Here is a 26,433-nt window from a genome sequence, read left to right on the forward strand (position 1 = left end):
TGAAAAATTTTCCGCCCGAGGCGGATGCGCCTCTGGCGCAAAAATTGCCCGAAGGGCTGGTACGCCCAGTAGGAATCGAACCTACATATCCAGCTTACCTGCCCGCCAGTGCCTCTACCCCCAGTAGGAATCGAACCTACATATCCAGCTTACCTGCCCGCCAGTGCCTCTACCCCCAGTAGGAATCGAACCTACATATCCAGCTTAGAAGGCTGGTGTTCTATCCATTGAACTATAGGGGCACAGGCCATGGCAGGCGGGGAAGGCTGGTGTTCTATCCATTGAACTATGGGCGCATAAATTTTTTTGCCCCCGAGAGGAATTGAACCTCTATTTAGAGCTTAGGAGTCTCCCGTTCTATCCGTTGAACTACAGGGGCATGATTCAACTATCGCCTTGACAATCTTTTTACTTTTCTTTTTTTAATAAACCTTTCTCTGCGATAGGCCTCTTCAATACTATCAAATTCTTCGATTCTGGCAATCTTCCATGGCTTAAATGCCGAAGTATATCGGGATAATCCATTATTATGCTGAGCCAATCTTCTTTTTATATTATTTGTAACTCCAACATAATAACTGCCATTTTTTAAACTTTCTAGAATATATAGAAAATGCATCTTTAAAATATTAGAAGACCTCTATTGTATCCATTGAATCCCGACGTTCCGCCGCAGGCGGAAGTCGGGATCCCGACCCCCCGACCCCGCGGGCGTCGGGGCGTCGGGACTACAGGGGCGAAAAAACGCTCTAAATATAGCACAAAATTAATACACTGTCAATCATCGCGCCGCTGTTTTCCGTGGAATGCCTGATGGACCTCGCGGAGCTGCTTATTCGTGATATGGGTATATATCTGCGTCGTGGTGATTGACGAATGCCCGAGCATTGACTGCACCGAACGGATGTCCGCTCCGTTCATCAAGAGATCCGTGGCGAACGAATGGCGCAGAGTATGCGGCGATACATGCTTGGTAATGCCGGCGGCTTTGCTGTAGCGCTCAATCAGTCGCTGGATGCTCCGCGGCGTGAGCCGCGCGTCTTTTTCGGACGCGGCCGCTGCGCCCTTGGCCCGGTCGTGACGCACAAAAAACGCCGGATGCGCGTCATTTCGTTTTTTCAGATATTCATGGAGCCAAAATTTCGCCTGATTGGATAAAAACACCACGCGCGTCTTTGAACCCTTGCCGCGAACCGTGAATTCATCGCGGTCAAGATTCACGTCTTCAATATCCAGGCCCACGAGCTCGGAAACGCGCATGCCGGTTGAAAATAAAAGTTCAAGAATGGCGCGGTCGCGTTTGGCGATGATCTCCGGCTGTTTTAATTTCTGCGGCTGCTCAATCAGGCGGTCCAAATCTCCGCCTTCCAAAAAATCAACCTGCCGGTCCGGCATTTTCGCGAGCTCAATCTTTTCCGCCGGCATGGTCTTGATGTCCCGCTTGGCCAGATACTTGAGCCAGGCGCGGAGCGCGATGAGATGATAATTCTGCGTTGATTTGGAAAGCGGCTGTTTAAATTTGTCTTCCATCCGGTTGAGATAAAGCCGGAAATCGCGCACCCGGTCGGCGGTGATCTCCTCGGGCTTGGCGATCTTGGCCCAATCCAAAAATCTCTGAAGATAAAATTCGTAATTCGCCCGCGTCCGCCGGCTCCGGCCTTTTTCAATTTCAAGATAATCAAGAAAATCACCAAGCAGCTGCTGAATTTTTGTTGTCGGCTTTGCCATATTGACAAAAATCGTTTTTTATTGTATTGTTCCTGGTCCCTTTGATTGAAAAAGGAGAAGCCATGGCCAATGAGAAAAGCATCTCCGTGAGCGCGACCCCGGCACAGCTTAGGCTCATGATCGCGAGCGCGATTGATGCCCTGCTTTCCGACCTCGGGGATTCCGAGGAAACCGTGACCATCACCCTCACCCCCGGTCCGATCGGAGCAAGACGTGCTCTCGAGCTCCCCTACGATCCGTCGGCTCTTCGGGATCTGCTCATCCAGATCGCGAAAAGCGCCGGAATAACCGAGCCCACTAACAAGGTTCTCGCTCAAGCCTTGAACATCGATCCCGGGTTTCTTTCAAGAGTTATGAACGGCAAAGGCCGCCTCACCAAAAAGCGCGCCCGCGCCATCTACGATCGAATGGCGCACAAAGGCGCGAGCAGCAAGCTGCTCGACAAGCTGCTCATCCTGATCGACAGTTGATTACCTGCCGGTTTCCCCCTGCCCTGCCTATCTCGCCCCCGCCTCGGGAGTGAGATTTTTTTATCTGTTTTAAAGGGCCAGTCTTGACAAAAGTGCTAATTTATGATATAATTTCCCGTTAAATTGGAGGAGTGCTTTACCTGGGCAGATTAAAGATTTGAAGCCTTCTTCCAATCTTTAATTCGCCCTTTTTTATTAACTTCCACAAGGAGAGGATATAATGGCCTACACCGAAGAGCACGCCCGCGCCGAAAACCTTGGTCTTGCGACCGGACTCGGTATCATCGGGCTCGTGATTCTCCTCGGCATCGTCTGGGGTGTCGGCAGCCTATACGCCGCCTCCCAGGAGTGGAAGCACTCATTCAAGACCCCGACCCGTCAGCAGACCGCGGCTCCCCGGATCGCCATCGCTCCCCCCGCCTCGACCGCCACCAGTGCTTTCCAGGATTCCCGTTGCATCGGCAACCCCTGGAGCCAGCCCGCCGCCGACGCATTCGGCGTCCCCGAGCCGCTCCTCGGATGCATGCACTACGCGGAGACCCGTTGCGGCACCGGCGGCCTAGTAGAAGGCGGCTATCAGGCAGTGACGGCCGTCAAGAATCTCCCCCGGCCCGTAACGAACGCTCAAGCGCTCGCCAAGATCGCGACTCACATCGGTGTTCCGATCGAAGACATGCGCTCCAACCGCGTCGGCGCCATGGGCCCGTTCCAATTCGTTCCCGCCACCTGGCTCGCTTACGCGGCCGACGGCGACCGCGACGGCATCGCGAGCCCCTACGATCTGGCGGATGCGACGTTCACCACCGCGAATCATCTTGCCCAAGCCCATGCCAAACGCGGCAACTGGGCCAAGGTGCTCCACGGCTGGAACCGGAGCCACAGTCCGCAGGTCAAGAAGAACATCCGTAACATTCTCGCCTGCGCCGGCCTCTAAACCCACCACAAAAACCTACCTCGCCCCGACCACTGCTCTGCATTGGCCGGGGTTCTTCATATATTACGGTAAGAGATCCCTCGCCCCCGCACTGCGGGGGACTCGGGATGAAATCAGGCGTCGTTGCGCCTGATTTCATTTTACGACACTTTTGAATTTTTGACTAGAAACGAATATATGATACTATCAAATTAGAGGAGGACACCATGGACCCAAACAACGATGCGTGGAAATACGGCCTGTTCTTTTGGGGCGGGCTCTTTGTCCTGATTGCCGCAAGCACGTTCATTCGGTCGCCCGGTCCGGATAATGGCGCAAGGGCGTGCGTCGCGAATCAAGATACCCTGGTCTTTACCATGCAGATGGACGTATCAGACGCCATCATCTACACGCCGCGCGCCATTCGTGTCGGCAGCAAGGGCAATATGTTCGAACGCCTCACCTCAATCAAGGCCGGGCCAAACGGCACTTGGCTTGCCACCTTTCACAACACCCTCACCGGCCGCACCGGTACCAAGATCCTTCCAGCCTGTCCCAAGGACAACAAGTAGCCCCCCCCCCTCCGCTCGCGCCCGATCTCTGATCCGGCGCTTTTTTATTTTTCAAGCCCTATCATTTGACAAACCCGAGCCTATTTGATACACTCTCATCAATTCCCTTAACAATTAATGCGCTTAGGGCGGCCTCGGCTCCCCTTTGTCGTGCAGCGAGCTGGTTTAGAAGCTTCACAAAACCCAAAATTTTTGGGGCCCATAAACCGGCTCGAGAAAATAAATATGCTTGATAAAAAGAAAAAAGAGAAAATCATTGAGAAATTTAAAACTCATGAGACCGACACCGGTTCTCCGCAGGTGCAAATCGCCATCCTCACCGAGGAAATCAGCGAGCTCACCGAGCATCTCCGGGACCATAAGAAGGATTTTTCTTCCCGCCGCGGCCTGATCCGCAAGGTCGGCGAGCGCCGGAGACTTCTCAAATATCTTCACCGCGAAGACCCGAAAGCATACGAAAAATTAGCTGAAGCGTTAAAAATATAGTAAAGGCCCCGAATTGTCGGGGCTTTTGTTTTAGATAATAAACTATCGGTGAATCAGTTAATCAGTGAATCGGGCAAAACGCCTTAATATAAACCTGATTAACCGATTACCTGATTCACTGATTAACATTAAACATATGATTATACGACCAGATCAGCGAATCGGCGTTTTCATTGATGTGCAGAATCTTTATTACTCGGCGCGCAATCTTTTCGGCGCCAAAGTGAATTTTGGAAATATCGTTACCACCGCGGTCGGCGGACGCAAACTCATCCGGGCAATCGCCTATGTGGTGAGCACGCCGTCCGGCGAAGAAAAACCATTCTTTGAAGCCTTATATCATCTGGGCATTGAAACCCGCGAAAAAGAATTGCAGGAATTTTTCGGCGGCGCGAAAAAAGCCGACTGGGATGTCGGCCTCGCGGTTGACGCCATCCGCATCGCCGAACTTCTTGACGTCGTGGTGCTGGTTTCCGGCGACGGCGATTACTGCCCGCTCGTGGAATATCTCAAGGGCCGCGGCCGCCAGGTTGAAATCGCGGCTTTCGGCGAAACAACTTCATCCCGCCTCAAAGAAATGGCCGACGAATTCATTGACTTGAGCAAAGACCCCGGCAACTTCCTGATCCGCCCGAAATCCGCAAATCGTCGCAATCAAAATCCAAAATCCAAAACCTGCCTGCCGGCAGGCAAGGTCCAAAATCCAAAATTTAATAATAAATATTAATCTATGTCGCAAAAGTTCAACATCGATTGGGCCGGACACAATATGGAAATTGAGATCGGCCGATTAGCAGGACAAGCCAACGGCAGCTGCACCGTGCGCTACGGCGACGCGGTCGTGCTCGGCACCGCCGTCATGGCGCATCAGCCGCGCGAGGGCATTGATTTTTTGCCCCTCACGGTTGAATACGAAGAACGCCTTTATGCCGCCGGCAAAATCAAAGGCTCGCGCTTCATCAAGCGCGAAGGCCGTCCGTCCGACGAGGCGGTTCTCACCGGCCGTTTTATTGACCGCGCCATCCGGCCGCTTTTTGATAAAAAAATACGCAATGAAATCCAGGTCATCGTGACCGTGCTTTCGGTTGACGGAGAGAACGACCCTGATGTCCCGGCCATGGTTGCCGCCTCCACCGCGCTCATGATTTCCGACATTCCCTGGAATGGTCCGGTTGCCTTTATCCGCGTCGGACAGATTGAAGGCGAATGGGTTTTGAACCCGACCTACGAAGCGCGCGAAAAAAGCCTTCTGGATCTCGCCGTCGCCGGCACGCCGGAGCGGGTCATCATGCTTGAGGCCGGCGCCAATCAGGTTGACGAAGAAACCGCGATTAAGGCTATTGAATTCGGGCAGAAGCATCTTAAAGACGTCATCGGCCTGATTTCCAAAGTCGCCGAAGCCGTGGGCAAACCGAAAATTAAAATTTCCCAAGAGCCGGAAGACGAAGAAGCCCGGCTCGCCCTTGAAGAACAGAAAAAAATCATCAGCTTAGCTGAAGAATTTCTGAAAGAAAAAATTCAAACCGCGCTGTTTGATATTCCAAAAGCAAGTAAAGTCGAGCGCAAAGAATCCATAAAAATTCTTGAGGATGAGCTGGACGAGCATCTCAAGGCCCAGCAAATCGGCAAAGACAAGAGAAAAATCGGACTCGCGCATGTGTACGAATTCGTGGAACAAGAAGTGTCGCGCGCCATTCTGGAGCAGGAAAAACGCGTTGACGGCCGCACGCTCACTGAAATCCGACCGCTTTCCGCCGAAGTCTCCATTCTGCCGCGCACTCATGGCTCGGCGCTTTTCCAGCGCGGCGCGACCCAGTCGCTTTCGGTTGTCACTCTCGGCGCTCCGGGCGATGAACAAACCCTTGAAGGCATGGAAATAAACGGAAAAAAACACTACATGCACCATTATAATTTTCCGCCCTATTGCGTCGGTGAAACCGGCCGCATGGGTTCGCCGGGTCGCCGCGAAATCGGCCATGGCGCACTCGCGGAAAAAGCCCTGGTGCCGGTTCTGCCGACCCGCGAAGAATTTCCTTACACCATCCGCGTGGTCTCCGAAACCCTTTCATCCAACGGCTCGAGCTCCATGGCCGCGACCTGCGGCTCAACGCTCGCTTTGATGGACGCCGGCGTTCCGCTTAAAGAACCCGTCGCCGGAATCGCCATGGGCCTTGCGGCAAACGAAAACGGAGACTTTAAAATCCTTACCGATCTTCAGGACCTGGAAGATTCGCCCGGCGGCATGGACTTTAAAATCGCCGGCACGCGTAACGGCATCACCGCAATTCAGATGGATACCAAGACCAAAGGCTTGTCACCCGACATTATCCGTAAGACAATCACGCAGGCCCGCGACGCCCGCCTCAAGATTCTTGATGTCATGCTTGCCGCCATTCCCGAACCGCGTAAAGAGCTCTCGCCGTTTGCGCCGCGCATTATCACAATCCATATCAACCCGGATAAAATCCGCGACGTCATCGGTCCGGGCGGAAAAATCATCAATGAAATCATTGACAAAACCGGCGTCCAGATTGATATTGAACAGGACGGCTCGGTATTTATCACCTCGGCCGACGAAGACGGCGCCAGGCGCGCGATTGAATGGATTGAAGGCCTCACCGCCGAACCGGAAATCGGCAAAACCTACAAAGGCAAAGTCGTGCGCCTGCTTGATTTCGGCGCCTTTGTCCAGTTTATGCCCAACACCGACGGCTTGATTCATGTTTCTGAACTCGCGCCGTGGCGCGTAGAACGGGTCACCGACGTAGTGAACATCGGCGACGAAGTAACAGTAAAAGTAATTGAAATCGATGACCAGGGACGCGTGAATCTTTCGCTCCGCCAGGCTGAGGGCTATACTGCTCCGCCCAAACCCGAAGGCGCGATCGATCACCCAACCGGCGGATTCTCCCACCGCAGTGACCGACCGGATCGCGGCAGTCGTGACCGCAACGGACGAAGCGGCGGACGCGGCTTCTTCAAGCGAAGATAAGCATTCCCAAAATGCAAAAATTAAAAAACTCCCTCTTGCTTGCCATTGGATATTTGAAAAACAAAAATCCGAGGCATCAATTTGCCGTAGGGAGTTTTTTAATTATCGCCCTGATCGGAATACTGAGCATCCGCGCGCTTGCGCCCGGCGACCGGCTCATTGACTGGGTTCCGCCTAATTCTGAAATATATTTGCATCTCCGCCTCCCGGCCGCCGAAAAAATTCTTAACAAAATCGGCTCCCTTGAACCGTTCGGTGATAATGGAATTTCTCTCAGCCGAGTTATTCCGCCGAATGCCGAGCAAATTGGCATCTTCCAAAATAGCAACCGCGTCGGAGTTCTGATTTTCTCCAAAAATAATCCACCAGCCGTTGAAAATTTATTGATTAAAAAAATTGACGAAAATATTTTCATTATTTCATCCGTCGATTTCGGTGAATTTACAAAAAACGAAAATCAAAACCTCGCGCGCCGCAATAACGCTCCCGAAGAGCCGCTCATGAATCCGGGGTATATTTTTCTGAATCAGCCCTCTCTTCCGAGCTACGTTCCCCTGGCCGACGGCTGGAGCGATTATTCCGAAATAGCCACTCAGCCGTCTGCTTGGTCGCTCGACCTAAAATCAGATGCCATTATCTGGAAGAATCTGACCTCGCCCGTGATCACGCCAACCGTTGGACTCAAAACCTCCGCCCTGCCGCAGAATGCCATATTCTGGACCCACGGCGATAGCTGGCAAAAATCCTGGCAGGAAAGCCTTTCGGCAATCCCCTCGGGCAAAAACTCGCTTACCGCGGCCGCCACGGCGCTCAAGCGCGAATTTGAAAACATCAACCAGCCCGACGAAACATTCCAGCCGCTCCTTGCCGCGGCTTTTGATCTTTTCATCGTACAAAAAGAAGATTATTCATTTATATTAAAATTGGAAAAATCCACGGATGAGAATCCGCTCTGGCGTAATAATTTTGAGAAATACTGGATGGACTATTTAAGCGAATCCGCGCCTGAGCGCATCGCACGCCGCCTGCCTGACGGAAGTACTGCCGCCGAAATCGTGAAAAACTCTTCTCTCACCTGGAAAGAACAGCGTATGGACGATGAGAGTCTGCGCTGGATCGAGAACAAAGACCACGATTTTCTGCTTGGATACTTTGAAACCCCGGATAGCGTAATTTTAAGCAATAACTACGGTAATCTGATCGATTTTCTCTATGCCAAAGACATGGCCGGCTGGACCAACCTCCCGGCGCTTGCCGAACGGTGCAATTTTAACCAAAATCAACTAGCTTCCCTGTTTTCTCCTCGGGAAGATATAGCTAATTTTAGCGAATTTTTCCCACTTTTCGGCCCCTGGCTCGTCAATGCCTCGGGTGACCTCTGCCATTTTGAGTAATCCAAAGGCAAAACAACTTTTTTTCGCTAAAAATATAGGCGCAGTGGATAACTCTGTGTATATAAACAGGCTTATCCACACCCCCAGGATTTTGCCAAAACCCTGACAACGCAAAAATGCCATTTTTTGGCTAAGTTAAGCGCTTGACAACTGAACAAAAATGTGATACAATAATAGTACAGAATAGTACTTTACCATCTATCCCTGGAGGTAAATCTGTCTCGAGACAGGATAGTCTCCTCTCTATAGCTGATCTATAACGCACAATAAAACAAAAATAAAAGAAGCCTTTCGTGGTAACCCTGGGGTATTTCCGGGGCAATGCCTCTAGATCGGCAATAGAGTTCTTTCTAGACGTCGGTTGATTATCCTCCGTCGGGAGTCGGTTTTTGGCGCCAATGCCTGTTTGCGCTAAAAAGTGGCTCCCGAACCGGAGGTATATCGTCGTCTCCGGAGCATGGAGCCACTACAAATCATTCAACATTGATAATAGGGCCTCACCATGCTCCGTTTTATTTTGCCAAAATTACCAAAAAAAGCCTCATCCCGTGCCTTGACTAATCAAACCCGGGCTTGTATAATTTCCTGTATAATATAAATTAGAATATGGACCAGGAATTTATAAAACAAATCAAGAAAAACCTTGAAACCGAGCGCACCCGTCTCGAAGAAGAGCTCAAGGAATTCACCACCAAGAACAAGCACAATCCCGAGGATTATAACGCTGAATTTCCCCAGCTCGGCGACAAGGAAGATGAAAACGCGAACGAAGTCGCTCTATACAGCGATAATTTGACGCTGGAACGCACTTTGGAAAAGTCGCTCCGCGACGTTGTTAAGTCCCTGGAACGCATTGAAAAGGGCGAATACGGCATCTGCAAATACTGCGGCAAGGAAATATCTAAAGAGCGGCTGCTCGCCCGGCCGACTTCTAGCGCATGCATCGAATGCAAAAAAGTCCTGACCCAAGAACTCTAAGGCTAATCTATGCCGCTTTCCTTGGTCTGGGTTTTTTGCTCGATCGGGCATTAAAATATCTGGCAATGCGAGGGCTCCCACAAGAGGAGCTTTTTATTATCCCAAAAATCTTGAGCTTTACTCTTTATGAAAACCGCGGCATGGCATTCGGCATCGCGGTGCCACATCTGCCGCTCGTCGCCACCGGCGCCGTACTTCTCGTCCTTCTCTTTGCCATGATTATTTATTCTGTAAAAATGAACCGCTCGATCTGGCTCTACGCTTCGTGCGCCATCTTCGCTGGCGGCTTAAGCAACTTCATTGACCGCGCTCTCTGTGACGCGACTATTGACTATCTCTACCTCCGGCCGTACTCTTTTATCAATATCGCAGATATAATGATCGTGGGCGGCTGCCTCATTTCTATTGCCGCCTGCCCGCCAGGCCTTGCCAGGCATGGCAGGCGGGCTCTGCATAATGGCAAAAAATTACATGTCCAATAAAATTTACTCCATGGCCGTCATCGGCCTGGAATCCGAACCCGTTGAAGTTGAAGCCGACACCTCGCAAGGCATTCATTTTTTAATTGTCGGCCTGCCGGATACCGCGGTTCAGGAATCGAAAGAGCGCGTGCGCTCGGCCATCAAAAATTCTGGATTTGAATTTCCGCGCGGCAAGGTCGTGGTTAATCTCGCGCCCGCAGACATCAAAAAACAAGGCCCGAGCTTTGATCTTCCGATCGCCGTGAGCATTCTTAAAAAAACCGGCCAGATTCCCGATACCTTTGCCGAATCGCCCAAGGAGATCTTCGCCGGAGAACTTTCTCTTGAAGGTGGCCTTCGCCCCATCACCGGCGTGCTCGCCATGGCAATTTCCGCCAAGGCGCTCGGCGCCGAATCTTTTTATGTGCCCGCGGCCAATGCCGCCGAGGCGGCGCTCGTGCCCGGCCCAAAAATTTTTGCCGTGGAAAATCTTGAACAACTCGCGCGCCACCTGCGCGGCGAACAGATTATTGAACCTTATGAAAAAACTTTTAATTCCCTGCCGCCGCCGAGCGCGGAAACGGCTTATGACTTTGCCTACGTCAAAGGGCAAGAGCATGTAAAGCGCGCTCTAGAAATCGCCGCCGCCGGAGCGCACAATGTTCTCATGTCCGGTCCGCCCGGCTCGGGTAAAACGCTCCTCGCGCGCGCCCTGCCGAGCATCCTGCCCGACCTCACGATTGAGGAAGCCCTGGAAATTACCAAAATCTACAGCGTTGCCGGCCAGCTCCCCACCGATAAACCAATCATTTCCGAGCGTCCGTTCCGCTCGCCGCACCATACCGCGAGCGGCGTCTCCCTCGTGGGCGGCGGCGCCTGGCCCAAGCCCGGCGAGGTGAGCCTTGCCCACCGCGGCGTTCTTTTCCTGGATGAATTTCCGGAATTTACGCGCCAGGTTCTGGAAAATCTACGCCAGCCCCTGGAAGACGGCTCAATCACCGTTTCGCGCGCCGCCGGCACTCTCCAGTTTCCGGCAAAATTCATGCTCGTGGCCGCGCGCAATCCCTGCCCCTGCGGCTATGCGAGCGACCCACTGACCGCCTGCTCCTGCAGTCCGATCAACATCATAAATTATAATAAAAAAATATCCGGCCCATTGCTTGATCGCATCGATCTTCATGTCGACGTGCCGAAAATTAAATTTGAAAAATTGGAAACCGACACTCTCTCCGAACCGTCATCGATAATCAAAGCGCGCGTACAGGCCGCTCGCGACATCCAGGCCAAGCGCTTCCGCGGACTGAATATCCTGACCAACGCGGAAATGAACAACCAAATGATAAAATCATTCTGCCAATTGGATCAAGAATCGCGCGAGCTCATGCGCCAGGCGGTTGAACAAATTCATCTTTCGGCACGCGGTTATTTCCGCATGCTAAAAATCAGCCGCACTATCGCCGACCTCGAAGCCGCGGAAGCAATCACAAGCCGCCACGTCGCCGAAGCGTTGCAATATAGACCAAGAGTTGAATAGGTGTTAGGTTTTAGGTATCAGGTATTAGGTACTTGGTATAAAATCGTAAAATTTTTATTATGGAGGAAAATAAAATAGTATCATATAAAGATCTGATTATTTGGCAAAAATCGATTGAACTAGTCGTTGAGATATATAAAATAACCGCCAGTTTTCCCAAAAATGAAACTTTTGGGCTCGTATCGCAAATGCGCAGAAACGCGGTTTCTATTCCTTCCAATATTGCCGAGGGACGCAGCCGCGGAACAAGAAAAGACTTTCGTCAATTTTTAATAATTGCATACGGATCAGCCGCTGAGATGGAAACGCAAATTATTATTGTAAAAAAATTAGCTTTTGGAAAGGAAATAAATTTCGAGCATTCGGAAAAACTTCTAAATGAGATCGTCAGAATGCTAAATCGGGCAATCCACACCCTCAAAACCCAATACCTAGTACCTAAAACCTAGCACCTAACCCGCCCCGTATGATTTCAATAATCATTCCAACATTCAACGAAGAGCGTCTTCTCCCCAAGCTGCTTGATTCAATCAAGCGGCAGACTTATCGCGATTATGAAGTGATCGTTGCCGATGCCGCCTCCCGCGACCGCACCCACGAGATTGCGGAAGCCTGGGGCGCACGCGTGGTCGAAGGCGGCACGCCGGCCGCCGGACGAAATGCCGGCGCCCGCGCGGCCCGCGGGCAGTATCTCTTATTCCTGGACGCCGACGTTATTCTGCCCGTAAATTTCCTGCGCACCGCTCTTTCTGAATTCAATACAAATTATTTTGAAATCGCCACACCGACCCTCTTCCCCATCTCTGATCTGAATATTGATAAAATAATTTTCTTTTTCGCAAATCTCATCATTGAATCGACGCAGGATTTTTATTCCTTCGCCCCGGGCGCCGGGATTCTGGTTACCCGCCGCCTCCACGAGCGCATTCGCGGCTTCAATGAAACTCTTAAAATGTCCGAAGACCACGATTATGTCGAGCGCGCGCGCGAATTCGCCAAATACGGCGTGCTCAAAAATGCCTACCTCTTCTTAAGTGTCCGCCGACTCGACCATGAAGGCCGTCTGAATCTTTTAAGAAAATATTTTTTGCTCGATGTCTACCGCTTTATAAATAAAAAAGTCGACAAGCAAATGGTCCAATACGAATTTGGCGATTTTCACAAAGTCAAAGGATTGAATGCCGTGGAAAAAACCCTGGAACAAACCATCACCGGCGCGCAAAAACTCTCCAAGGCGTTCAAAAAATTCGCCGACAAAATGAAGCAATTCGTTGAAGAGGAATAATGACATGAAACCAATCATCCCGGATCCACAAAAATTTGAAAGAATAATGCAGGAAATTAAAAAATCCGGCTATGGGAACTTGCATATTTTAACCGATTTCGACCGCACTTTAACCTACGGTTGCATAGATGGAATTAAAACGCCTTCAATTATTGCCATGCTCCGAGACGGAAATCATCTGACCCCGGAATATACGGAAAAAGCACGATCGTTCGCCGATAAATATCATACCATTGAGATTGACCCCGACATTCCGATTGAGGAAAAGAAAATATCGATGAGGGAGTGGTGGGCGCAACACACCGAACTGCTTATCCAATCCGGACTGTCAAAGGCCGATCTAGAAGACATCGTGCAGAATGGACCCGTAAAACTAAGGCGGGGCGTTACCGAATTTCTGGACATTCTGCAAAAAAACAACATCCCCCTCGTAATCATCTCGTCAAGCGGCTGTGGCGATGCAATCCGGATGTATTTTGAAAAAAACAAAAGCGATTATGAAAATATATTTTACGTGACAAACCAATTTGTTTGGGATGAAGCCGGCAAGGCCATTTCCGCCAAACAGCCAATTATTAATTGCATGAACAAGGACGAAACAATCCTTCAAAATATACCCGAAGTTTATCGCGCCATCAAAAACAGAAAAAACGTTATTTTGCTCGGCGACAGTCCTGGTGATCTTGGCATGATTGAAGGTTTCAATTATGCCAATCTTCTCAAGATCGGATTTCAAAATTGCGAATATAATTCAGAGGAAGAATTTAAAAAATATTTTGACATCATTCTTCAAGGCGACGAAACTTTTGACTACATAAATTCACTGGTAAAAACTATTAAATAAACCGTTTGTACCAATAAATCAAAAACGTCCGCATTACTCGCGGACGTTTTTTGTTCTATTGTTCTCTTGCTCCATTGTTCCATTGATTATCTGATATACGAGAGCGGATTGTATTTCGCGCCGTTGATGATTACCTCAAGATGAATATGCGGACCGGTTGACCGGCCGGTTGAACCAACAAGCCCGACGGTCTGGCCGCGCGAAACCTTGTCGCCCGGCTTTACATATATTTTGGACGCGTGGCCGTAGCGCGTCATCATGCCGTTGCCGTGATTAATGTCAATGCAATTGCCATAACCAACATACCAGCCGGCGCGCGTTACGGTACCAGCTTCAGCCGCGTAAATCGGTTCGCCGAGCGGCACCGCGATATCCAAGCCGCTGTGGCCCCAATGATAATATTGCGAGATGCGGTGGCCGATCGTCGGCCAGAGCAGGCGCGTCCTTGATTGCGAAGTGCTCCCGGGCGGCGGGTTGCTGCCAAAAATCGTGCTGACCGGCGCGGTATAGCTCGGCCGCGGAGCAGCCGGCATGATTCCGCCGGGCACCACAATCTTTTCACTCACGCGCAAATCACTCGCGCTCGCGAGCTTATTGAATTCAATAATCTTCTCGGACTCGGATTTATATTTCTTCGCGATGCCGGCGACCGTCTCCCCGCTCTTCACGGTATGCAAAACGCCGGACGTCGGCAAGATCGTTAACTTGCCGCCCGGATGAATGAAGCTGCCGGCCGAAAGGCTGTTCGCCCAAAGCAGGGTATTCAAACTGATGTTAAACTTTTCGGCAATCAAATTCAGGGTGTCTCCATCTTCAACTATATATTCTTCCACACTCGTGCGCGGCGCGACCGATTCTCCGCCCTCTGGAATTGACGGCTGAATCACCGCGTTGCCTTCGCCCACGGTCTGAATCAAGCCGTAGTCCGGCTCTTCGTTATAATCAACCTGCGGCAGAACCGCAAGCGCATCGCCGGCGCCGTAACTTTTTTCCTGCTGTATGAGCTCGAGATCCAGGGTTTCTTCGGTAAGCTCCAAATCCTCATTGCCAACAATAGAATATAATAGGCTGCCCTCGCCGAATGTTTCGGTACGAACCTCATACGCGTTCAGGCTACTCACGCTCGTAAAAATCGCAATAAGCGCCACCGCTATATGGATTGTATAGCGATTGGTAAAAATATACATGAAGGTATTCTTGGCCGGAAGCGCCAGTCCGCCGGCAAAAGAACGCGACTGCCGAAATGCGCGAAAACCGAGCAAAATAAAAACCCTGAGGATTTTTTGTCCAATGATGCGAATCGGCGCGAACGCGGCTCTTGCAATGCCTCCCATGCCGCAAAGCGCGATTCCGACAACCTTGTACAACCCCAGGAATGTCTGAACAGTGAATTTTTTTATTGCTATTTTTATATGGACCTCGAATTTTTCCGCACTCCAAGCAATTTTCCCTAGAATTAGCCAAAAAATCGTAAAAATTGCTCTAAAAGCCGGAAAATTAGCTCAAATGAGCTTAATTATTCTTACATTCAAAAACCTTATTTGACGTTCAAGATAATACCATATTTTGGGAAAATTGTCAACCCTCCGGCCGACTTCTGTGCAAACGCCGGATTGACAAAACCGCACCAAAAAACTATGATATATTTCGCTAAGATTTAATAAATTTCTCTTTAATTATACACCTATGTCTGTCCCACTCCTAGTTTCGATTCTCGCGCCAATTGTCGCCATTATCTACGGCTGCATTCTCATCGGCTGGATCCTTAAACTCCCCCAAGGCGACGGTAAAATGAAGGGTATTGCCCTGGCAATCCAGGAAGGCGCCCGCGCCTATTTAAACCGCCAATATAAGGTAATCGCCGCCATTGGCGCGGTGATTTTTGTCCTGCTCTGGATCGGGCTCGGCGCCAAGGTCGCGCTCGGCTTCATGGTCGGCGCCGCGCTTTCGGCCGCTGCCGGCTATATCGGCATGAACGTTTCGGTTCGCGCCAATGTCCGCACCGCCGAAGCCGCGAAGCGCGGCATGTCCGCCGCCCTTCAGGTAGCGGTCCGCGGTGGCTCAGTCACCGGCCTTCTCGTAGTCGGGCTCGCGCTTTTGGGCGTTGCCGTATTTTTTGCCGCAACCGGCGATCTCAAGGCCCTGATTGGGCTCGGATTTGGCGGCAGTTTAATTTCCGTGTTTGCCCGCCTCGGCGGCGGCATCTATACAAAAGCCGCGGATGTGGGCGCCGACTTAGTGGGAAAAGTTGAAGCCGGCATACCGGAAGACGATCCCCGAAATCCGGCCGTGATTGCCGACAACGTCGGCGATAATGTCGGCGACTGCGCCGGCATGGCGGCCGATCTTTTTGAAACTTACGCCGTTACCGCGGTTGCCGCCATGCTTCTCGGCTCCTTGCTTTTCCCCACCTCGCCGAACATTGTTCTCTATCCGCTTGTGATCGGCGCGGTTTCCATCATCGCCTCAATCATCGGCACATTCGCCATCCGCCTCGGCAAAAGCCAGAACATCATGGCCGCGCTTTATCGCGGGCTCGCGGTTGCCGGAGTCGTTGCCGCCGCTGCTTTCTACCCGGTCACCCGCTGGATGCTTGCCTCAAGCTTCAACGATCCGGCGGAAATCAATAATATATTTTTCGCTTCGCTCATCGGGCTTGCAGTGACCGCGCTCATGGTTATCATTACCGATTATTACACATCAACAAAATATAATCCCGTGAAAAAAATCGCCAAGGCAAGCGAGACCGGCCATGGCACAAACATCATCGCCGGACTCGGCATCGGCATGAAATCAACCGCCCTGCCGGTGATTGTCATCGCCCTGGGCATCTGGGCTGCTTTTGCCTTTGCCGGGCTCTACGGCATCGCCATTGCCGCGATGAGCATGCTTTCCCTCACCGGAATTATTATTGCAATTGATGCCTACGGCCCGATTACGGATAATGCCGGCGGCATCGCCGAAATGGCCGAACTGCCGGAAGAGGTTCGCAATATCACCGATCCGCTTGATGCGGTCGGCAACACCACCAAGGCCGTGACCAAGGGATACGCCATTGGTTCGGCCGGACTGGCCGCGCTCGTGCTCTTTGCCGCATACGCCGAAGAGCTCACCACCGGCGGACGCGAATTCCTGTTCCAGCTCTCCGATTACCGCGTGATCATCGGCCTCTTTATCGGCGGACTCCTGCCGTATCTTTTCGGCGCCTTTGCCATGGAGGCCGTGGGTAAAACCGCGGGCAAGGTAGTTGAAGAAGTTCGCCGCCAGTTCCGCGAAATCAAAGGCATTATGGAAGGAACGGCCAAACCCGATTACGCAAAATGCGTTGATATCGTGACCCGCGGCGCCCTGCGCCAGATGATTGTGCCGGCTCTGATTCCGGTTCTCGCGCCGATTGTCATCGGATTTGTTCTCGGACCCGAAGCCTTGGGCGGACTCTTGATCGGCTCAATCGTCACCGGCCTTTTTATCGCCATTTCCATGACCACCGGCGGCGCGGCCTGGGACAACGCAAAAAAATATATTGAAAAAGGAAACTACGGCGGCAAAGGCTCGCTCGCCCATCAGGCGGCCGTCACCGGCGACACGGTCGGCGACCCGTACAAAGACACCGCCGGCCCGGCCATCAACCCGATGATTAAGATACTGAACATCGTCGCGCTTCTCATCATCGGATTCATGGTGAAATAAAAATAATAAAAATAACCGCTCCATAATACCGGGGCGGTTTTTTGTTAATCGTGTACTTTCATAAAACAAGCTTTTAGTGTTAAAATATGGCTGTATTCCATAAATTAATACAAATGAAAAACAGACTTATATTCATAATTAAACTGGTTTTATCAGCATTTCTTTCCCTGATATGGTTTTTTCTCATTCAGGGAGAATATGAAATGATTACAAAACCCGAGCTGCAAAATGATTTCCCGATCATTAAGGGTGTTTATGCGGTTTACTTTCTTGGCTTTATTTTATTCGCCATCGGCGGAATTATTGTTTATTTATTATTTTCAATCAAAAAAAATAAAATATGGAAGAAATAATTTTTCAAAAATTAAAAGACGCGGCGGAAAAAGAAATCTCAAATATGACGGACCCTTCGCACGACATGGGCCATGTCCTGCGAGTATATAATCTCGCCCTGACTATCGCGAAAAATGAAAGTGCGGTTGACTTGGACGTTTTGCAAGCCGCGGCGCTCCTGCACGATATCGGCGGATACAAAGAGCTCAACGACCCGAGCGGCAATACCGATCACGCAATAGTCAGCGCGGAAATGGCCGTACCGATTCTAAAAAACCTGAGTTTTTCCGCCGAAAAAATCAAGCATGCGCAGGACTGCATTATTTCCCATCGCTACAAAACCGAACACAAACCCCAAACCATTGAAGCCAAAATACTATTTGACGCCGACAAACTTGATGCCACCGGCGCGATCGGCATGGCGCGCGGATTTACCTGGGTTGGAAAAAATAATGCAAATATTTTTAAAAAAGTTGATATCAACGAATATATTAAAGAAAACATGGGCGGCAAAATAAACGGCCGGATTCATGACAAAACCAAACACAGTCCGCAGATTGAATTTGAAACAAAACATAAATTTTTAATTGACAAACTATTCACTCAAACCGCGAAAAATATCTGCAGTGAGAGAATAACATATATGAAAAATTTTTATGGCCGCCTGGAACGTGAAATAAACGGCGAGCTGTAGAAATATTGTTTCGCTAACAACATTTCTACCCGCGCCTCCTCCAATGGATCCGCCTCCGGCGGAAAAGCCGCGGGTTTTATTTTATTAGAAGCCCGCTTACCCTGTAATCTTGTCTCGGGGTAAGCGGGCAATATGAATAAATATGTCGGCGGAGCCCTGCCTGCCGGCAGGCAGGCGACTCTTCTTCTAAAAAACCCGCCCAGATGCCCTGCACTAAAAGCGCAGGGTCGGGTTTATGGCTTGACGCTCAATAAGAATAGTTGATATATTATTAGCATAACAAAGCTAAATTTAACCAAATATATGGCATTTTCAGAACGACTTGCCGCCATGAAATCCAAACAAGAAGCCGCCGATCAAGCCAAGGCGGAAGCCGAACAGGCTAAAAAACAGGAGGCCGAACGCGCCGCTCAAGCGGAAAAAGAATCAAAAAAGGGCGAACTCTCGGCCGATCGTGAACGCGTTGGCGCCGAACTTGCGAGTGCCGAAGTCGAAGCCCAAGGAGCTGACACCGCCGTGGCTGAAGCCGAAACATTTGCCGCCGAGCAGGGCGAGAACTTGGATGCCGAAGCCAAGGCGGAAATTGACGCCATCAAGCAAGAAGCCGCCGCGGCCAAAGAAAAATTTGAAAATCTCAAAGCCGAAGCTGCGCGGATTGACGCCGAACTTTCGACGCTTGAAAGCGGCGAACCCGTACCGGCCGAAACCGTGACCGAAACCCCAGCCGCCGAAGCATCCGTCGAGGCACCGGTCGAAGCGCCAGCCGCAGAAAAACCCTTGGAAACACCCGCTGAAGCGCAAAAAACGGAAAAATTTTTTGGTGCAGATGATATTAAAGAATACCTCGCAAAATTTTCGCTTGATGAAGTCTACGGTGTTGAATCCATGGCGCGAGGATTAGAGAATATACCCAAAAAACAAAAGGCTAAAATAACGACTGAAGGTCTTACGGAGTTGCAGAATGTACAGGCCAAAATGGCAGAGAATCCAAAATTTCAAGAACAGAGTAAACGGCTTAGCGAGGTTATCAACGGAATGGAACATTACTTGAACCTGCGGGACAATCCCAAATATTTAAAGGAAGCGGCGCAGATTGTTATTGAAAAAATGAAGACCGGGAATGTATCTATGCAGCGCGATGGTCGTAGAAATCTAAGTAGACTTATTGATGATTCTCAAGCCGTCGGACCGGTAGCAATGGCGCGTTTGACCGAAGCGCTCGAAACGCAACCTCTTGACATAGTCAAGGAAAAGAAAACAGAAAAACAAAAACAGCGCGACGAAGTGTCTAAAATACGAGGGGAAGCGCTTCCCAAGGTTGACTATTTTCAAACTGAAGGATTCCATGACATCCCAAAATTAGCCGCGGCCATTGAAACCGTGGACCCACAAAAAGCTGATAAGTATCATGAATTTTTTGTTAATGGCTTAGTGGATTCGTTAAAAGACAAAAAGCCGGCCGAGGTGCGCGTAGATTTATTCGCTCGAGGAGATAGGGATTCGGTCGTAGAAGAACTTGGCACTTTGCTTAAGCGCATGGATAAAGGGGAGGGATTTTCACCGGATCTTGAAAAAGCTATCGCGCAACTCCTACCAATATTAGAGGCTAGCGACAAGATTGAAGAGGTAAAATTTCCTCAAAGCGGAAAATGGGCAAAAGTTAAAGGCACATCCGAATTTCTAACTGATCCTTTTCTTTTTCGCTCGCTAGACCGCGGCGGTACCGAAGAAGATGAAATGAATAAACAAGCGATAGATAGGGTCCGAAAAACTCTGAACGAAATAAAAGCGAAGAATGGAACGGCATAATAACTAAAATATTAAAAAAACTTAGAAGAATTTTTCTAAGTTTTTTTAATATAGTTATGTCAGGCCGATCTGCTTCCTGATCTTTTCAATCTCCCGCTGGTCGCGGCTTGCCATACCGTCTTCCCTCACTTTTCGCGATCTTTTCTTGAGGTCGCGTAACTTTGCCTGAAGCGAGATTAACTCCGTCTCTATTCCTAGAAGTCTTTTGCGGTATTCTTCGCGTTTTTTCGCGGTCATTTTTGCCATATACGCCTAGTATATCATATTTTCCGAATTTCCGGACAGCAATTGACGGTTTTCGTATTTTCGGCTATACTCCACCCAATATGCCATACACATTTCAAAAACTTCCAAAATCATGCGCTGAATTTTCATTCACCATTCCGGTTGACGAAATCCAGCCGTTTTTAATACAGGCGGCCGAACGGCTCTCGCAAAAATCAACCATCCCCGGCTTCCGCCCGGGCAAAGCGCCCTACGACATGATCATGAAGCGCTTTGGCGAAATGGCGATCTGGGAAGAGGCGCTTGAACACATCGTGCGCAAACATTACGCCAACGCGCTCGCGGCCGAAAGCCTGGAGACCATCGGTTCGCCGGAAATCAACGTGGAAAAGCTCGCGCCCGGCAATCCGCTTGCCTTCAAAATTAAAACTTCCCTCGTCCCGGAGATTGATAAGCTCGCGGACTATTCCGTAAAAAAATTTGACCGCAAAACCCCGGAGATTGAGGACAAAAAAATTGATAAAGTGATTGAAGACGTCCGTAAAATGCAGACCAAGGAAAAATTGGTTGACCGCCCGGCCACCGCCGCCGACAAAGTCGTGATTGAAATGGAAATGACGCAGAACGGCGTCATTATGGAGGGCGGCAAGAGCCCGAATTTCCAGGTCTACCTCGCCGAGGAAAATTACATACCCGGCCTGACCCGGGAACTTGTGGGATTAAAATCCGGCGATGAAAAAAAATTCACCTTAAAATTTCCGGACCAGCATTTTCAAAAAAGCATGCAGGGAAAAAATGTTGATTTCCGCGTCAAAGCGACTGGAGTATACGAACTCGAACCCCCGGAGATTAACGACGAATTCGCAAAAACCATGGGCCAGCCCGATCTCGCGGCAATGAAAAAACTCATCCGCGAGAATCTCGTGAACGAAGCCGCGGAAGAAGAAGAGCGCCGGCTTGAACGCGCCATCTTTGACGATCTGATCTCCGCGAGCCGCTTCGGCGACATGCCCGACTTGCTGGTGAACGAGGAAATCAACAAAATGCTTCACGAGCTTGAACACAATGCCGAGCACCAGGGCATGAAGTTTGAAGACTATCTCGCGAGCATCAAAAAAACCGTCGCCGACCTCAAAATTGATTTCGCGGCCGAAGCCATGCGCCGCATCAAAGCCGCTCTCCTGCTCCGCGTTATCAGCCAAAAAGAAAAAATTGACGTCGAAGAGAAAGACGTTGACCAGGAGATTGACCGCCAGGCTGAAACCTACAAGGATAATGATGACGCGCGCAAACAAATCTTTTCTCCCGAATACCGCGATTACATTTTCGGCGCCCTGCGCAACCGCAAGGTAATCGAAATGCTGAAAAAAAACATGATCAGGTAATACAAAAGGACGGGCCGAGACCTGTCCTTTTGTGATATAATGCCGTATATGAAAACCGACGAAAAACAAATGCTGTCCATGCTCGAGGCGGCCAAAACCGCCGCCCTCTCGGCCGGCCGCGAACTTATGGGCCACTTCCGCCACGCCGGCAACGGCCGCAAATATAAAAAAGACCATGAACTGGTCACCACGGCCGACATCCGCGCCAACGCGATTATAATTAAACTGCTAAAAAAGCGCTTTCCGCATCACAATATCGTGAGCGAAGAAGGCAAATACCCAATCAATCACTCGGATTTTTGCTGGTACGTTGATCCGCTTGACGGTACGGTGAATTACGATGCCGGCCTGCCGCTTTTCGCCGTAAACATCGGCCTTGCCTACAAAAACAAACCCATTCTCGGTGTAATTTATCTTCCGGCCGCAAATGAAATGTATTCTGCCGTTGCCGGCGCAGGGGCATTTTTTGAAAATCAACGCCTTCATGTTTCCAGAACCGCGCGCCTCGCGGATTCATTCATTCAATTCTGCCACGGCTACAGCCCGGCCGAGATCCGGCGCGGCCGGCGGATTGCCAATCAAATCGCCGCGCACAGCCGCGTCTACCGCCGCCTGGGCTGCGCCGGCCTTGAACACGCGAATGTTGCCGCCGGCCGCGCCGACGCCATCGTGATCGCCGGCTCAAAATCCTGGGACAACTTAGCCGGCAGCGTACTCATCCGCGAAGCCGGCGGCCGCGTTACCGATTCGCGCGGTATCGAATGGACCGCGGCGAGCCGCGACCTTGTTGCCACGAATAAAAAAATCCACGCGCAAATTATTAACCACTTAAAATAATAAAGATTTTCACCTCGACTTACTTTTTAGCGAAAAGGGCGCGGTCGAACTTTTTTCAAAGCAAGAGGAAGAATACGAGACAATGAAAAAATATTTTCCTCCGGGCATGATCGCTGAATCTGTATTCGTTGTTCCCAATCGTCTTGAATCAACCTTTGAAAAAGCAAAACTCGATACGAAAAATATTTATCCTTATCATAAATTTTGGCTAATTCAGGCCAACCGCCGCTTGGCTGGACGCTACGGCCTAGATGAGCGCCATAAAAATCAAGAAAATAAACCCTTCAATAAAATTATTAGCCAGCTGGGCAAGGAAATTGAAAAATTTAAGGACAAAAAATTTACTGGCGCGGTTATTCAGGAACGTATTCACGGCACGACGTTTTCAAGAGTTCTTTCCAGTCCGGAACTTAAGAGCCACCCTAATTACCCCCTCCTTCAGCACTCGGTGCAAACGCTCGTTCACGGGCTACGGGAATTCCACGCGCAGGAACCGCGCGCTGCCTACACCTGGCATAGCCTGGAAAGCGACAATATCATGGCCGAAATCGATGATAATAACGAGATAACCGGCCGAGTCGTGATAATCGATACAAATTTTTCGCAGCGGCCGGATACGATCTACCAAAAATCGGTTCTGAAAAAACTAGAAGAAAAAATTCTTCAACCGCTTGAAGAAAAGTTTGAACTCGCGACACATGAGCAATAAAATAATTAAAATCCGCGTCATCCCGCGCGCCAAACGGCCGGAAATCGTTGAACTTGACGACGGTTCGCTCAAAGTCAAACTCAAATCTCCGCCGCTTGATAATCGCGCGAACCAAGAGCTGATTGAAACCCTGTCCAAATATTTCGATGTTCCGAAATCAAAAATCATTATCGCCTCCGGAAAAAAATCGCGCAACAAAATCGTGGAAATTAAAAAATAATTTCATAAAAAATAGACAACCAAACATGATGGTTGTTTTTATAATCAAACTTCCATTGATTGTCATCCTGAGCCACGACTTCCGCAAAGCGGAATGTCGGGGCGAAGGATCTCGCAGTCTCGGAATGGCTATCCATGGCGCCACATTGGTTTATCCAATATGTGAGATCCTTCGCCTCTCGCTTCGCCTGCCTTCGCTAAAGCTTCGGCAGGCAGGCTCGGGCTCAGGATGACAATAATGAGCGCGTCAAACTTAACCGAGATAAAAAATATCCGCCGCGCGGATACAACAACTTTTAATTTTACACCTGCCTGCCGGTAGGCAGGTTTTGAATTTTTAATTGTTACGGCAGGTCCAATCCGCCTTTTGAAAACGGATTGCACCTCATCACCCGCCAGAGTCCCTTGAACCCGCCCCGGATGATGCCGTATTTTTTTATTGACTCATAAGTATAGTCCGAGCAGGTCGGCTGAAACCGGCAATATCCGCCCGGAAACATGAAACGAAAAATCCCATGGTCAAAACTCAATGTTTTCTGATACCCCCGGATGGCGAAAAGCGCCGCCTGGCGCGCCATGGCCGTAAAAAAACTCATACAATCCCCTGCTTTTTAAAAAGTCCGAGCAGTTCTTTTTCCATTTCCCCGAACTTAAGCTGTAAAATCGCGGGTTTGGTCATGACCATGACGTCATAACCGGCAGCGATTGCCCCAAGGTGCTTGCGCACGATCTCCCGGAGCTGGCGCCGCACCCGGTTTCTCTTAACCGCGCTTTTTGATACCTTAAGCCCGGCCACAAAAGCAAAACGCGATACTCCAAGCTGATTTTTCGCTAATCTTACGGAAATATTTGGAGTATACGCGCTTCTTCCCCTCTTCAAAACCGCCTCAATGTCCAGCTTTTTTCGTAGTCGGTATTGGGCCGGAAGCATATGATTAATGGCTCAATTTCTTTCGGCCTCGCGCCCGTCGCCGGGCTAGCACCTTGCGGCCGCCTTTGGTTTTCATGCGGCTGCGGAAGCCTTCTTTTTTGCGGATATAGCTCTTTTTCGGCTGAAATGTTCTCTTTGGCATATATTTTATTAGTGGCCCCGATGGCTATCGGGGCATTTATGCTTAATAAGGTCGGCGGAGCCGACACTTTGTCTAAAAAACCCGCCCAGATGCCCTGCGGCATTGCCGCAGGGACGGGTTTATGGTATTTAGCAAGCCAATCATACTATACCTTGATTATTTTTTCAAGACGCATTACACTTGGAATACGAGTAATGCACACTGTCCACAGTTTATCAACAATTTATTAACTTTTTGGCTTATTTTAGCCAATTTTCAAATCCCCGGCTTTGTGATAATATTGGGTAGCAGCGCCCGGAAAAACGAATCGCCCCCCGGGCATAAAAAAAATAAAAAATAAACCTATGAACGTCCACGAAATTTGGCAAGCCGCTCTTGGCGAACTGGAGCTTAATCTTAGCAAGGTAAATTTCCGCACCTGGTTTAAAAATACTTTTATTGCCGGCATTGAAAACGACAAGGTGATTATTTGCGTGCCAAATACCTTTTCCAAGGCGTGGCTTGAAAAAAAATACAATCCCGCGATTATTCAAACCCTGCGCAATGTCACCAATCATCCGGTCAAAGAAATAATCTACAAGGTTGAAATCCGGCCCCAGAACGAAGTGGTGCAGGAATACGCCGACGAAGCGCCGGTCGCCCCGGTCGCCACCGAACCGATCCGCCCCCAGCTTCCCCAGCGCGATCACTGGTGCGAAATTGGCTTAAATTCACGCTATACCTTCAAAAATTTTGTGGTCGGCAAGGGCAATGAACTCGCCCATGCCGCGGCTCAGGCCGTGGCGGCCAAACCCGGAGAGGTGTACAACCCTCTTTTTATTTATGGCGGTGCCGGACTCGGCAAAACCCACCTCTTGCAGGCCATCGGTCACGAAACCCTGACTACCGCCCCCCATCTTCGCGTACTCTATGTTACCTGTGAACGCTTTACCAATGATTTTATACAGGCCGTGCGCTCCGGTCATGCCAAAGAATTCAAAGACACTTATCGCAACGTGGATCTTCTTTTGATTGACGATATCCAGTTCATCACCGGTAAAGAAGGCACGCAGGAAGAATTTTTTCACACCTTTAACACCCTGCACCAATTCAATAAACAAATCATCATCAGCTCCGATCGGCCGCCCAAAGCGATTCCGTCACTTGAGCACCGGCTCCTCACCCGCTTTGAGTGGGGCATGATTGCCGATATTTCCAGCCCTGATTTCGAAACCCGCATTGCCATTTTGCAAAACAAGTGCCACGAAAAAAACTACGACCTTGACCGCGAATTTTTAGAGCACATCGCCAATTTGATTCAAAGCAATGTCCGCGAGCTAGAAGGCGCCTTAAATAAAATCATTGCCTATCACCAGTTCAAAAGTCTGGCGCCCAGCATGGAAACCATTGAATCCGTGCTTGAAAGCTTTTCTCCCATCCACAGGCGCAAATCCATTTCCCCGCGCCAGCTCATTGAAGTGGTTGGAAATTATTTTGAGATAAAAACACCGGATATTTTAGGCAAAAGCCGCGAAAAAAAGCTGGCTTTCCCACGCCAAATTATCATGTTTTTGCTGCGTGAAGAAATGAAAGCCTCGTATCCGTCCATCGGCGACGAACTCGGCGGCCGCGACCACACCACTGCCATGCATGCGTACGAAAAAATTTCCAATCTTTTGAAGATAGACGAGCAGCTCAAACAGGACCTTGAATTGATCCGCGAAAAACTTTACGGTGTATAAGCAGTGCAAAAAACCCCACTCCGCCTGTGCTCTGCTTGCGCTCTGCCGGTGCAAAAAAAACTCGATTCTCTCTCCTGGCAA

At 49.9% G+C, this 26,433-nt stretch carries 28 protein-coding genes and 2 tRNA genes; 22 read left to right on the forward strand and 8 right to left on the reverse strand.

Annotated elements, in window-relative coordinates; translation table 11 throughout:
• Window positions 1-170: 170 nt before the first annotated feature.
• From PHW53_01385 to PHW53_01395, 3 genes are all read right to left on the reverse strand, one after another.
• Window positions 171-242: transfer RNA gene (locus PHW53_01385), tRNA-Arg, on the reverse strand.
• Window positions 243-307: 65 nt separating this feature from the next.
• Window positions 308-379, reverse strand: a tRNA-Arg gene (locus PHW53_01390).
• Window positions 380-777: 398 nt separating this feature from the next.
• Window positions 778-1,728, reverse strand: a complete 951-nt coding sequence (locus PHW53_01395; GenBank protein ID MDD4995105.1) for a tyrosine-type recombinase/integrase — start codon at window positions 1,726-1,728, stop codon at window positions 778-780.
• Window positions 1,729-1,769: 41 nt separating this feature from the next.
• Between PHW53_01395 and PHW53_01400 the strand changes: the two genes are divergently transcribed.
• The 13 genes from PHW53_01400 (at window position 1,770) to PHW53_01460 (ending at window position 13,657) form a co-directional block, all read left to right on the forward strand.
• Window positions 1,770-2,198, forward strand: a complete 429-nt coding sequence (locus PHW53_01400; protein MDD4995106.1) for a hypothetical protein — start codon at window positions 1,770-1,772, stop codon at window positions 2,196-2,198.
• 220 nt (window positions 2,199-2,418) lie between these two features.
• Window positions 2,419-3,132: a lytic murein transglycosylase gene (locus PHW53_01405; GenBank protein MDD4995107.1), complete on the forward strand. Its 714-nt coding sequence runs from the start codon at window positions 2,419-2,421 to the stop codon at window positions 3,130-3,132.
• A gap of 206 nt (window positions 3,133-3,338) precedes the next feature.
• Window positions 3,339-3,683 (forward strand): hypothetical protein, encoded by a 345-nt coding sequence (locus PHW53_01410; protein MDD4995108.1) that lies wholly within the window; start codon window positions 3,339-3,341, stop codon window positions 3,681-3,683.
• 225 nt (window positions 3,684-3,908) lie between these two features.
• Complete coding sequence (gene rpsO / locus PHW53_01415) at window positions 3,909-4,169, forward strand: 30S ribosomal protein S15 (GenBank protein MDD4995109.1); 261 nt, start codon at window positions 3,909-3,911, stop codon at window positions 4,167-4,169.
• Between the two features lie 136 nt (window positions 4,170-4,305).
• A complete protein-coding gene (locus PHW53_01420; protein ID MDD4995110.1) occupies window positions 4,306-4,896 on the forward strand; it encodes an NYN domain-containing protein in 591 nt (196 codons plus the stop codon).
• 3 nt (window positions 4,897-4,899) lie between these two features.
• Complete coding sequence (gene pnp / locus PHW53_01425) at window positions 4,900-7,161, forward strand: polyribonucleotide nucleotidyltransferase (GenBank protein MDD4995111.1); 2,262 nt, start codon at window positions 4,900-4,902, stop codon at window positions 7,159-7,161.
• An 11-nt stretch (window positions 7,162-7,172) separates the two neighbouring features.
• The gene (locus tag PHW53_01430) at window positions 7,173-8,555 is read left to right on the forward strand and encodes a hypothetical protein (protein ID MDD4995112.1); all 1,383 of its coding nucleotides are present in this window, start codon (window positions 7,173-7,175) and stop codon (window positions 8,553-8,555) included.
• A 606-nt stretch (window positions 8,556-9,161) separates the two neighbouring features.
• Window positions 9,162-9,533, forward strand: a complete 372-nt coding sequence (locus PHW53_01435) for a TraR/DksA C4-type zinc finger protein (GenBank protein MDD4995113.1) — start codon at window positions 9,162-9,164, stop codon at window positions 9,531-9,533.
• Window positions 9,503-10,015 carry a signal peptidase II gene (locus PHW53_01440; GenBank protein MDD4995114.1) on the forward strand — a complete coding sequence of 171 codons (513 nt, stop codon included), beginning with the start codon at window positions 9,503-9,505 and terminating at the stop codon, window positions 10,013-10,015. The genes PHW53_01435 and PHW53_01440 overlap by 31 nt, the downstream gene beginning before the upstream one ends.
• The gene (locus PHW53_01445; GenBank protein ID MDD4995115.1) at window positions 10,005-11,528 is read left to right on the forward strand and encodes a YifB family Mg chelatase-like AAA ATPase; all 1,524 of its coding nucleotides are present in this window, start codon (window positions 10,005-10,007) and stop codon (window positions 11,526-11,528) included. The genes PHW53_01440 and PHW53_01445 overlap by 11 nt, the downstream gene beginning before the upstream one ends.
• Before the next feature lie 59 nt (window positions 11,529-11,587).
• Window positions 11,588-11,977, forward strand: coding sequence for a four helix bundle protein (locus tag PHW53_01450; protein MDD4995116.1), 390 nt, complete (start codon window positions 11,588-11,590; stop codon window positions 11,975-11,977).
• A gap of 17 nt (window positions 11,978-11,994) precedes the next feature.
• Window positions 11,995-12,813, forward strand: coding sequence for a glycosyltransferase (locus tag PHW53_01455; GenBank protein MDD4995117.1), 819 nt, complete (start codon window positions 11,995-11,997; stop codon window positions 12,811-12,813).
• A 4-nt stretch (window positions 12,814-12,817) separates the two neighbouring features.
• Complete coding sequence (locus tag PHW53_01460; protein MDD4995118.1) at window positions 12,818-13,657, forward strand: hypothetical protein; 840 nt, start codon at window positions 12,818-12,820, stop codon at window positions 13,655-13,657.
• 86 nt (window positions 13,658-13,743) lie between these two features.
• On the opposite strand, the gene PHW53_01465 is transcribed toward PHW53_01460, so the two are convergent.
• Window positions 13,744-14,991 carry a peptidoglycan DD-metalloendopeptidase family protein gene (locus PHW53_01465; GenBank protein ID MDD4995119.1) on the reverse strand — a complete coding sequence of 416 codons (1,248 nt, stop codon included), beginning with the start codon at window positions 14,989-14,991 and terminating at the stop codon, window positions 13,744-13,746.
• A gap of 352 nt (window positions 14,992-15,343) precedes the next feature.
• On the opposite strand from PHW53_01465, the gene PHW53_01470 reads away from it, so the two are divergent.
• From PHW53_01470 to PHW53_01485, 4 genes are all read left to right on the forward strand, one after another.
• Window positions 15,344-17,347, forward strand: coding sequence for a sodium-translocating pyrophosphatase (locus tag PHW53_01470; GenBank protein ID MDD4995120.1), 2,004 nt, complete (start codon window positions 15,344-15,346; stop codon window positions 17,345-17,347).
• Window positions 17,348-17,460: 113 nt separating this feature from the next.
• A complete protein-coding gene (locus PHW53_01475; protein MDD4995121.1) occupies window positions 17,461-17,700 on the forward strand; it encodes a hypothetical protein in 240 nt (79 codons plus the stop codon).
• On the forward strand, window positions 17,688-18,374 hold the full coding sequence (locus tag PHW53_01480; GenBank protein ID MDD4995122.1) for an HD domain-containing protein: 687 nt from the start codon (window positions 17,688-17,690) through the stop codon (window positions 18,372-18,374). Before PHW53_01475 ends, PHW53_01480 begins: the two co-directional genes overlap by 13 nt.
• 303 nt (window positions 18,375-18,677) lie before the next feature.
• The gene (locus PHW53_01485) at window positions 18,678-20,183 is read left to right on the forward strand and encodes a hypothetical protein (GenBank protein ID MDD4995123.1); all 1,506 of its coding nucleotides are present in this window, start codon (window positions 18,678-18,680) and stop codon (window positions 20,181-20,183) included.
• 54 nt (window positions 20,184-20,237) lie between these two features.
• Here the strand turns inward: PHW53_01485 and PHW53_01490 are convergent, their stop codons facing one another.
• The gene (locus PHW53_01490; GenBank protein MDD4995124.1) at window positions 20,238-20,429 is read right to left on the reverse strand and encodes a hypothetical protein; all 192 of its coding nucleotides are present in this window, start codon (window positions 20,427-20,429) and stop codon (window positions 20,238-20,240) included.
• Window positions 20,430-20,509: 80 nt separating this feature from the next.
• On the opposite strand from PHW53_01490, the gene tig reads away from it, so the two are divergent.
• The 4 genes from tig to PHW53_01510 all read left to right on the forward strand — a co-directional run bounded on the left by tig (window position 20,510) and on the right by PHW53_01510 (window position 23,559).
• Entirely contained in the window at window positions 20,510-21,793 is a 1,284-nt protein-coding gene (gene tig, locus PHW53_01495) for a trigger factor (protein ID MDD4995125.1), read from the forward strand.
• Window positions 21,794-21,841: 48 nt separating this feature from the next.
• Entirely contained in the window at window positions 21,842-22,630 is a 789-nt protein-coding gene (locus PHW53_01500; protein ID MDD4995126.1) for an inositol monophosphatase family protein, read from the forward strand.
• A gap of 82 nt (window positions 22,631-22,712) precedes the next feature.
• The gene (locus tag PHW53_01505; protein MDD4995127.1) at window positions 22,713-23,339 is read left to right on the forward strand and encodes a hypothetical protein; all 627 of its coding nucleotides are present in this window, start codon (window positions 22,713-22,715) and stop codon (window positions 23,337-23,339) included.
• Window positions 23,329-23,559, forward strand: coding sequence for a DUF167 domain-containing protein (locus tag PHW53_01510; GenBank protein ID MDD4995128.1), 231 nt, complete (start codon window positions 23,329-23,331; stop codon window positions 23,557-23,559). The genes PHW53_01505 and PHW53_01510 overlap by 11 nt, the downstream gene beginning before the upstream one ends.
• A 343-nt stretch (window positions 23,560-23,902) precedes the next feature.
• Here the strand turns inward: PHW53_01510 and yidD are convergent, their stop codons facing one another.
• The 3 genes from yidD to rpmH are packed head-to-tail and all read right to left on the reverse strand — an operon-like array spanning window position 23,903 to window position 24,631.
• Entirely contained in the window at window positions 23,903-24,154 is a 252-nt protein-coding gene (gene yidD, locus PHW53_01515) for a membrane protein insertion efficiency factor YidD (GenBank protein ID MDD4995129.1), read from the reverse strand.
• Window positions 24,151-24,489 carry a ribonuclease P protein component gene (gene rnpA / locus PHW53_01520; GenBank protein ID MDD4995130.1) on the reverse strand — a complete coding sequence of 113 codons (339 nt, stop codon included), beginning with the start codon at window positions 24,487-24,489 and terminating at the stop codon, window positions 24,151-24,153. The genes yidD and rnpA overlap by 4 nt, the downstream gene beginning before the upstream one ends.
• A gap of 4 nt (window positions 24,490-24,493) precedes the next feature.
• The gene (gene rpmH / locus PHW53_01525) at window positions 24,494-24,631 is read right to left on the reverse strand and encodes a 50S ribosomal protein L34 (GenBank protein MDD4995131.1); all 138 of its coding nucleotides are present in this window, start codon (window positions 24,629-24,631) and stop codon (window positions 24,494-24,496) included.
• A 344-nt stretch (window positions 24,632-24,975) separates the two neighbouring features.
• Between rpmH and dnaA the strand changes: the two genes are divergently transcribed.
• The gene (gene dnaA, locus PHW53_01530; protein MDD4995132.1) at window positions 24,976-26,352 is read left to right on the forward strand and encodes a chromosomal replication initiator protein DnaA; all 1,377 of its coding nucleotides are present in this window, start codon (window positions 24,976-24,978) and stop codon (window positions 26,350-26,352) included.
• Window positions 26,353-26,433 lie beyond the last annotated feature (81 nt).

It is taken from the genome of Patescibacteria group bacterium (assembly GCA_028710985.1).
In the GTDB taxonomy this organism is placed as follows: Bacteria; Patescibacteriota; Patescibacteriia; order JAHJFT01; family JAHJFT01; genus JAQTTB01.